Origin of the sequence: Microbacterium testaceum, assembly GCF_001476285.1 — a bacterium.
In the GTDB taxonomy this organism is placed as follows: domain Bacteria; phylum Actinomycetota; class Actinomycetes; order Actinomycetales; family Microbacteriaceae; genus Microbacterium; species Microbacterium testaceum_B.
Map to the genome: position 1 here is coordinate 1 of NZ_LDRU01000171.1, position 513 is coordinate 513.

Consider the following 513-nt stretch of genomic DNA (forward strand, 5'->3'; position numbering starts at 1 on the left):
CGCCATCACCATCCACAACAGCGCCGCGCGCGACAAGGTGCACGACGACCTGAAGAAGTTCGTCTACGACAAGAACGACGGCACGGCCTCGGGCGCCGGCGAGATCGGCACGCTGGCCCACACCCGCGGCATGATGATCTCGATGCTGCAGGTGGAGGCCATCCGCGCCGCGCAGGAGAAGTTCGGCAAGGGCAAGGTGATGACGCCCGAGCAGGTCAAGTGGGGATTCGAGAACCTGGACCTCACGGCCGACAAGCTCAAGGCCCTGGGCTTCGGCGAGATCATGCGGCCGGTCAAGACCTCCTGCGCCAACCACATGGGCACCGACTGGGCGCGCATCGTGCAGTGGGACGGTGGCAAGTGGAACATCACCTCCGACTGGTACCAGGCCGACAAGTCGCTGGTCGATCCGCTGGTCAAGGAACTGGCGGCCAAGTACGCGACGGACAAGAAGATCACGCCGCGCAGCTGTTCCTGAGCGGCCCCGCGCGCCACGACGAGCCCACGAGACTA

Annotated in this window: 1 protein-coding gene; it reads left to right on the forward strand. The window is 65.5% G+C overall.

The window, feature by feature from the left end; translation table 11 throughout:
* Positions 1–478: ABC transporter substrate-binding protein (locus NS283_RS18205; protein ID WP_153003430.1), on the forward strand; the 478-nt coding region annotated here is incomplete at its 5' end.
* Positions 479–513 lie beyond the last annotated feature (35 nt).